The 6480-nt window shown below is 57.7% G+C and carries 6 protein-coding genes; 1 reads left to right on the top strand and 5 read right to left on the bottom strand.

Annotation, left to right across the window (positions count from 1 at the left end):
• From lpxK to R6U90_RS11995, 5 genes are all read right to left on the bottom strand, one after another.
• On the bottom strand, positions 1 to 803 hold an 803-nt coding region (gene lpxK, locus R6U90_RS11975), incomplete at its 3' end, for a tetraacyldisaccharide 4'-kinase (protein WP_410352927.1).
• Positions 804 to 817: 14 nt separating this feature from the next.
• The gene (gene msbA / locus R6U90_RS11980; RefSeq protein ID WP_410352928.1) at positions 818 to 2584 is read right to left on the bottom strand and encodes a lipid A export permease/ATP-binding protein MsbA; all 1767 of its coding nucleotides are present in this window, start codon (positions 2582 to 2584) and stop codon (positions 818 to 820) included.
• Between the two features lie 6 nt (positions 2585 to 2590).
• The gene (locus R6U90_RS11985; protein WP_410352929.1) at positions 2591 to 3010 is read right to left on the bottom strand and encodes an ExbD/TolR family protein; all 420 of its coding nucleotides are present in this window, start codon (positions 3008 to 3010) and stop codon (positions 2591 to 2593) included.
• Entirely contained in the window at positions 3007 to 3636 is a 630-nt protein-coding gene (locus R6U90_RS11990; protein ID WP_410352930.1) for a MotA/TolQ/ExbB proton channel family protein, read from the bottom strand. The genes R6U90_RS11985 and R6U90_RS11990 overlap by 4 nt, the downstream gene beginning before the upstream one ends.
• Positions 3637 to 3735: 99 nt before the next feature.
• Positions 3736 to 6045 (bottom strand): DNA internalization-related competence protein ComEC/Rec2, encoded by a 2310-nt coding sequence (locus tag R6U90_RS11995; RefSeq protein ID WP_410352931.1) that lies wholly within the window; start codon positions 6043 to 6045, stop codon positions 3736 to 3738.
• A 96-nt stretch (positions 6046 to 6141) separates the two neighbouring features.
• Between R6U90_RS11995 and R6U90_RS12000 the strand changes: the two genes are divergently transcribed.
• A partial coding sequence (locus R6U90_RS12000; protein ID WP_410352932.1) for a DUF2062 domain-containing protein occupies positions 6142 to 6480 on the top strand: 339 nt, incomplete at its 3' end.

Genomic DNA, 6480 nt, shown 5'->3' on the forward strand with positions numbered 1-6480 from the left:
TGATCCGGATAGGTATGTTCAATCACATCCATGCCTTCTTCGCGTAACATATTGAAAAAGCGCTGCGGGTTACCGACACCCGCGATGGCATGGATACGCTGGCCGGCGAACTGTTGCATAGACACGCTACGGGTATTGTCATGGACATGAATCCACTCGCGGCCAACATAGTCCATCGGGTACTCGTCGCCGACAGGAATGCCATTGCTGACAATCAGATCCGTTTCGCCGATCCGGCTCACCGGTTCACGCAGAGGTCCGGCAGGTAAACACCAGCCATTGCCGAAACGGCGCATGCCGTCCACCACGACCACTTCCACTTCCCTGTCCAGGGCATAATGTTGTAAGCCGTCGTCACTGACGACAATATCGCAATTATGATGTGCCAGCAGCGCCTTCACTGCCTCTACCCGGTTTGGGCCGACCGCCATGGGACAACCGGTTCGACGGGCAATGATGACCGGTTCATCGCCGACCATGACCGGGTCCGCATCCGGACGAACCTGCTGTGGCCAGGAGCTGGCCTTGCCGCCATAGCCCCGGCTGATAATACCGGGACTGAAGCCGGCCTGTTTGAGGATATTGACTACGGCAATCACCAGCGGAGTTTTGCCTGTACCGCCGGTGGTAATGTTGCCGACCACGATAACCGGCACGGAAACCCGGGTACTTGAGAATACCCGTTTGCGATAGGCGTAACGGCGCAGCCAGACCAGAAGACAGAACAGACCGCTTAATGGCAATAATAATACGCTGCCGACAGAGCGGCTTTCCCAGAGCTTTTGCAGATTCTGTTGCAACACGTCTTGCTTTTCCGTTATGAGGTTTGCGCGCCAAACTGCAGACCATGCAGCCCTGCATAATGGCCATCTCTGGCAAGTAATTCGTCATGCTGGCCGACTTCGACAATCCGTCCTGCTTCGAGCACAACAATCTTGTCAACTTTTTCTATGGTGGATAGTCGGTGCGCGATGACCAGCGTGGTACGATCTTTCATCAATTCTTCAATGGCCTGTTGGATATAACGCTCCGACTCGGTATCCAGTGCGGAAGTTGCCTCGTCGAGAATCAGAACAGGTGCATTCTTGAGTATGGCCCGGGCAATGGCCAGACGTTGACGCTGACCACCGGATAACAACACGCCGTTTTCACCCACTATCGTATCAAAACCCGCTGGCAGGCGTTCGATAAAATCCAGGGCATAAGCCGCTCTGGCTGCCTCGCGAATGGCCGTGATATCGACCGGGTCCTTTGCCCCATAGGCGATATTATGGGCAATCGTGTCATTAAACAGGGTCACGTGCTGGCTTACCAGGGCAATCTGGTTGCGCAGGCTGGGCAACCTGATTTCCCGGATATCGACATCGTCGATCAAGACGCGACCCTGTGTAACCTCGTAGAAACGTGGTAACAGGCTGACCAGCGTGGATTTGCCGGCACCGGAACGCCCCACAAAGGCAACACTTTCTCCCGGCTCAATAGTCAGATTGATATCCTGCAAAACCGTGGCGCTTTGCTGGTCGCTGTAACCGAATGTCACATCATCATAGTGTACCTTGCCGGCGACCTGTTTGATTTCTCGCGTACCGCTATCGGGTTCCGGCTCGGTGTCGATGAAAGTAAACACGCTGTAAGCGGCGGCGATGCCGCGTTGCAGTTGTGCATTGATACTGGTCAGGCGTTTGGCGTGTTGCAGCAACAGGATCATCGCCAGCATGAAGGACATGAACTTGCCGACGGTCATGTCGTCGAGAAAACCGGGCTTGGTGGCAATATAAACGATACCGGCAAAAGCGGTCACCACAATCTGCTGGATTAATGGCGAACTGATCGCATTGGTCGCGACCAGCTTGAGATGCTGGCGCCGGTTATACGCATTGACCTGCTCAAAGCGGTGGGATTCGTATTCCTGCCCGCCGAAAATCTTGATTTCACGATTGGCCTCAATCGCCTCTTCGGTCACATTGGAAACATCGCCCATCGAGCGCTGGATACGATAACTGAGCTTGCGAAACCGTCGACTGACAGCCACCACTGCCACCGCCACAACCGGGATGACCAGCAGCAGTATCAAAGTCAGGGTCATGCTCAGATACATCATCAGGCCGAGCAGGACCAGAATGGTGAGCGTATCACGAATCAAAGTCGTTATGACTTTGGAAGAGGCCTCGGCCAGTTGCTCGATGTCATAGACCATTTTGGACAGCAACCCGCCCGAGGAGGTTGTATCGTAATAGCTGATTGGCAGTGCTAGCAGCTTATCGAAGACCAGGCTGCGCAGGTTACGGATGACGCTACGGGCGATCCAGGCCATGCCATATTCGGAGAGAAAGCTGCCGATCGTGCGCGCGGCGAACACGATGATCATCAGGATGGGGATCCATTTTATCGTCGCGGGATCCTTGTCGACAAAACTGCCGTCGACCATCGGTTCAATCAGCTTGGCGAAAGCCCCTTCAGTCAGGGAAAAAATCACCATGCCAAACACGGCGATCAGAAAGACCTTCCAGTAGGGAAACGCGTATCTCAAAAGACGACGATATATGACAAACCCGTCGGTATTGTCGTCGGATGATGAGCGCATCGTCGGCTAGTTCCCGGATTCCTGGCGAGTGGCGAAAGTAAGGTTAACCATTCCGACCTGACGCGCCGCATCCATTGCCCGTATCACGGCCTGATGCGGTGTATTTTTGTCCGCGCTGATAATCAGTTTCGGGTCCTGGTGATCGGCACGCGTTTCCCGCAAGGCGGTTTTCAGCGTTGCCAGTTGTTTGTCACGAATGCGTTTTTCGTTGACAAAATAGCGGCCTTCACCATCGATGGTAATTTCAATCGTAAAACGCTCTTCCTGGCTTTTTTCACCCGCCGCTTCGGGAAGTTCGATGTTGATTTCGGACTCTTTTTCAAACGTTGTGGAAACCATGAAAAAGATCAGCAGCAGGAATACCACATCGATCAAGGGTGTCAGATTAAGTTCCGGTTCCTTGTTACGGTCGTGACGTAACATCATATTCCGCTATCCCGACCGGTTTCCCGCTCGCCATGCATGACATCCACGACTTTCATTGCCTCTTCTTCCATTTTCAGCACCAGCGCGTCAACCTTGCCCCGGAAATAGCGATAGAAAATCAGACTGGGAATCGCCACGGACAAGCCGGCCGCGGTCGTGATCAGCGCTTCGGATATCCCGCCAGCCAGAACCGAGGGATTCCCGACACCCTGGGTCGTGATGGCAGCGAACACCTTGATCATACCGATAACCGTGCCCAGCAAACCGAGCAAGGGGGTAATCGAGGCAATGGTGCCGAGTGTGTTGAGGTAACGTTCCAGTTCCAGGATCACCTGGCGTCCCGTTTCCTCGATGCTTTCTTTCATAATGTCGCGCGGATGCCGGCGATTGACCAGACCCGCGGCCAGAATCCGGCCCAGCGGCGAGCTACGGGACAGCGACTGGATATGGGTCTCGTCCAGTGACTGGCTTTTGTACCACTGCCAGACCTGGGCGACCAGATAGGCCGGTGCGATCCGTTTTTGCTGCAGGGCCCAGAACCGTTCGCCAATAATGGCCAGGGCAATTATCGAACACAACAGAATCGGCAGCATCAGCCAGCCGCCCGCCTGAATCATCTCAAACACGTTACACGCCCTTTAGAAAACAAATAGAAGGAGACAGAAAAACTGCGGCTAACTTTAACAAAGACCGGCCACCCCTGAAAGTGCGGGTTCACAGAATCATCAATCAACCGTAACAACCCGGCTGTGCCAGTAACGGCGCTTTGCCTCCCGGTAGCTGAACAGTTTCCGGACCCCGCCGGGTTCGCCAAGCACAAACCGCAGAGCCCCCTGTTCATCCACCCGGTACTGTCTGGCCCCCGATCCGGTATACCGGGCGATCACCGCCGGGCGGGGAAACCGGTAACGATTGCGATAACCGACCGGATACAGCACGTAGCCGGGATTGACCGCGGAGACAAAGGCCGGCGTTGAGGAAGTCAGACTGCCATGATGAGGCGCCACCAGGATATCGGCCGCCAGTTTCGCCCGTTGCCGGCGTAATAGTGACCGTTCGCCGGCCTGTTCAATATCACCACTGAGCAGCGCCACCTGCCCGCCGGCCTCGATACGCAGCACACAGGAGGCATCATTGCCTCCCGATCGGGTCGGCCCCGGAGCCAGAAACTCAAAGGTCACCCCGTCCCATTGCCACCGCTGGCCGGCCTTGCAGGGTCGATGCCCGGCACCCTGAATTTCCTCCGGCACACTGGTCGACAGCGTGGCAACCGGCAACGCCTCACGCACCGAGGCCAGTCCGCCGATATGATCGTTGTCCCCGTGACTGATCACCAGATGGTCGATCCCGGTATAACCGCTATGACGCACATAGGGGACGACCACCGCTGCCCCGGTATCAAAGCTGGCGCTGTAGCGAGGTCCGGTATCAAAAATCAGCAACCGGGAGTGGGTCTGTACCGCCGCCGACAGTCCCTGCCCGACATCCAGCAATGTCAGCCAGGCCTCGCCCGGGGCAGGCCGCGCGCCGCCCCCCAACAGCAGAGGCAGACAGAGTATCGGCGCCAGATACCGGCCCGGCAGGCCACGCGGGGCCAGTAACAGCAGTAATCCAATCCCCAGCAGGACCAGTACCACGATACCCCCGCCGCCCGTCTGCCAGTGAGAGAATGGCCAGTCCGCCATACTTGCCAGGATCCCGAGCAGGGCCTCCAGCAACCAGCCCAGACCGGTCAATAATACGCTGCCCGCCGCGGGAAACGTCAACGCCGCCAGGGTGCCCAGCAGCGCCAGCGGCACGATCAGCAGACTGACCAGCGGAATAGCCACCAGGTTGGCCAGCGGGGCCACCAGGGAAACCTGCTGAAACCAGGCTATTAATAATGGTGCCAGTCCCAGCGTAATCCAGCCCTGGATACGCAACCATTGATGTACGCGGGAACGGGGGCGCGTCCCGCCCAGGGCATAGAGGATCAGTGCGACCGCCGCGAACGATAACCAGAAACCGGCCGACAGTACCGCCAGGGGATCCAGCAACAAGACCAGTAATCCTGCCCAGGCCAGGGTTCGCCCCGGCGCCAGCGGCCGCAATCGCCACAGGGCCAGCATCACCACCGCCAGCATCACCAGGGCGCGCTGGGTCGGGATGGCAAAGCCCGCCATCGCCGCATACACCAGGGCGGCCAGGGTCGCCAGCAACGCCGCTGCCCGCGGAGCCGGTAACCAGAGTAATACCCGTTCCCCGCCCAGCCGCCACAGGCGCCGGGTTATCCAGAACACCAGCGCGGCCAGCAAGCCGATGTGCATCCCCGAGATCGCCAGCAGATGCGCGGTGCCGGTGACCCGCAGTACCTCCCAGGTGGAGGGTTCGATACCGCGCCGATCCCCCACGGCCAGGGCGCGAAACAACCCTCCCGCCTGGCCCGACAATGGTTGTTGCAACACGGTGCTGAGGTGCTGACGCGCGCGATCCAGCCGGTATCGCCAGGGTACGGAACGGGATTCGAGTGGCCGGTTGTCATAACGCACATAGCCGGTGGCACGAATCCGCTCGGCAAACAGCCAGCGTTCGTAATCGAAGCTGCCCGGATTGCGGAAGCCCCAGGGACGTTTGAGACGGACCTGTAAACGCCACGCTTCGCCAGCCAGCAATTCGGGCGGATGCTGAGCGTACCAGTTCAGCCGTACCCGGGCCGGCCACGGATGCCGTTCTCCCTCAACAATATAATGGTCAACATCAAACAGAAAACGGGTTCGCCGATCCCCGGATTCGGGCAGACCGGCCACATGGCCGATCAGAATCAGATCCTCTCCCTCTATCCCGGGCGGCAGACTGAGAGCCAGAACGGTGTGTGCGCTCCACAAACACCACAGAAACCCGCTGACCAGCCAGCCAATCAATCGCCAGGGAAACGCGAACCACAGAGCGGCGGGTATCGACGCCACGAGAAGAAAGATCCAGCCGCCGGACGGCAAGACCGGAAATAATTGCAGGCAGAGAATCCCTGCCAGAAATGCTATCGTCCCTGATCGCATAAAAGGTTATGGCTTGTAATACAATTGATGGATAATAGGCTGGCAGACAACGTCCCTGAATCGCCTGACATGCCTCGCAAGTTTATAAGAAAATTTATGCCGGATCACGACAAGATCCGCAACCATGTCCAGCTCAACCGCATCTTCGGGACACTGCTGCACGATCCCAACCTGTTGCATCTGAACCGCCGTTCGGTCTCCAGTGCCTTTGCGGTCGGCCTGTTCATGGCATTTGTCCCGGTCCCCTTTCAGATGCTGCTGGCGGCGGCGGCCGCCATTATCGTGCGCTGCAACCTGGCCATTGCCGTGGCGCTGGTCTGGATCACCAACCCGGTGACCATGGGCCCCATCTTTTTCTTCTGCTACAAGGTTGGCACCTGGTTTCTGGGTGCACCGGTCCACGCGGTGGAATTCGCGCCGTCGTGGGAATGGTTC

The sequence above is a fragment of the Thiohalophilus sp. genome, from assembly GCF_046483665.1.
GTDB lineage: Bacteria > Pseudomonadota > Gammaproteobacteria > UBA6429 > Thiohalophilaceae > Thiohalophilus.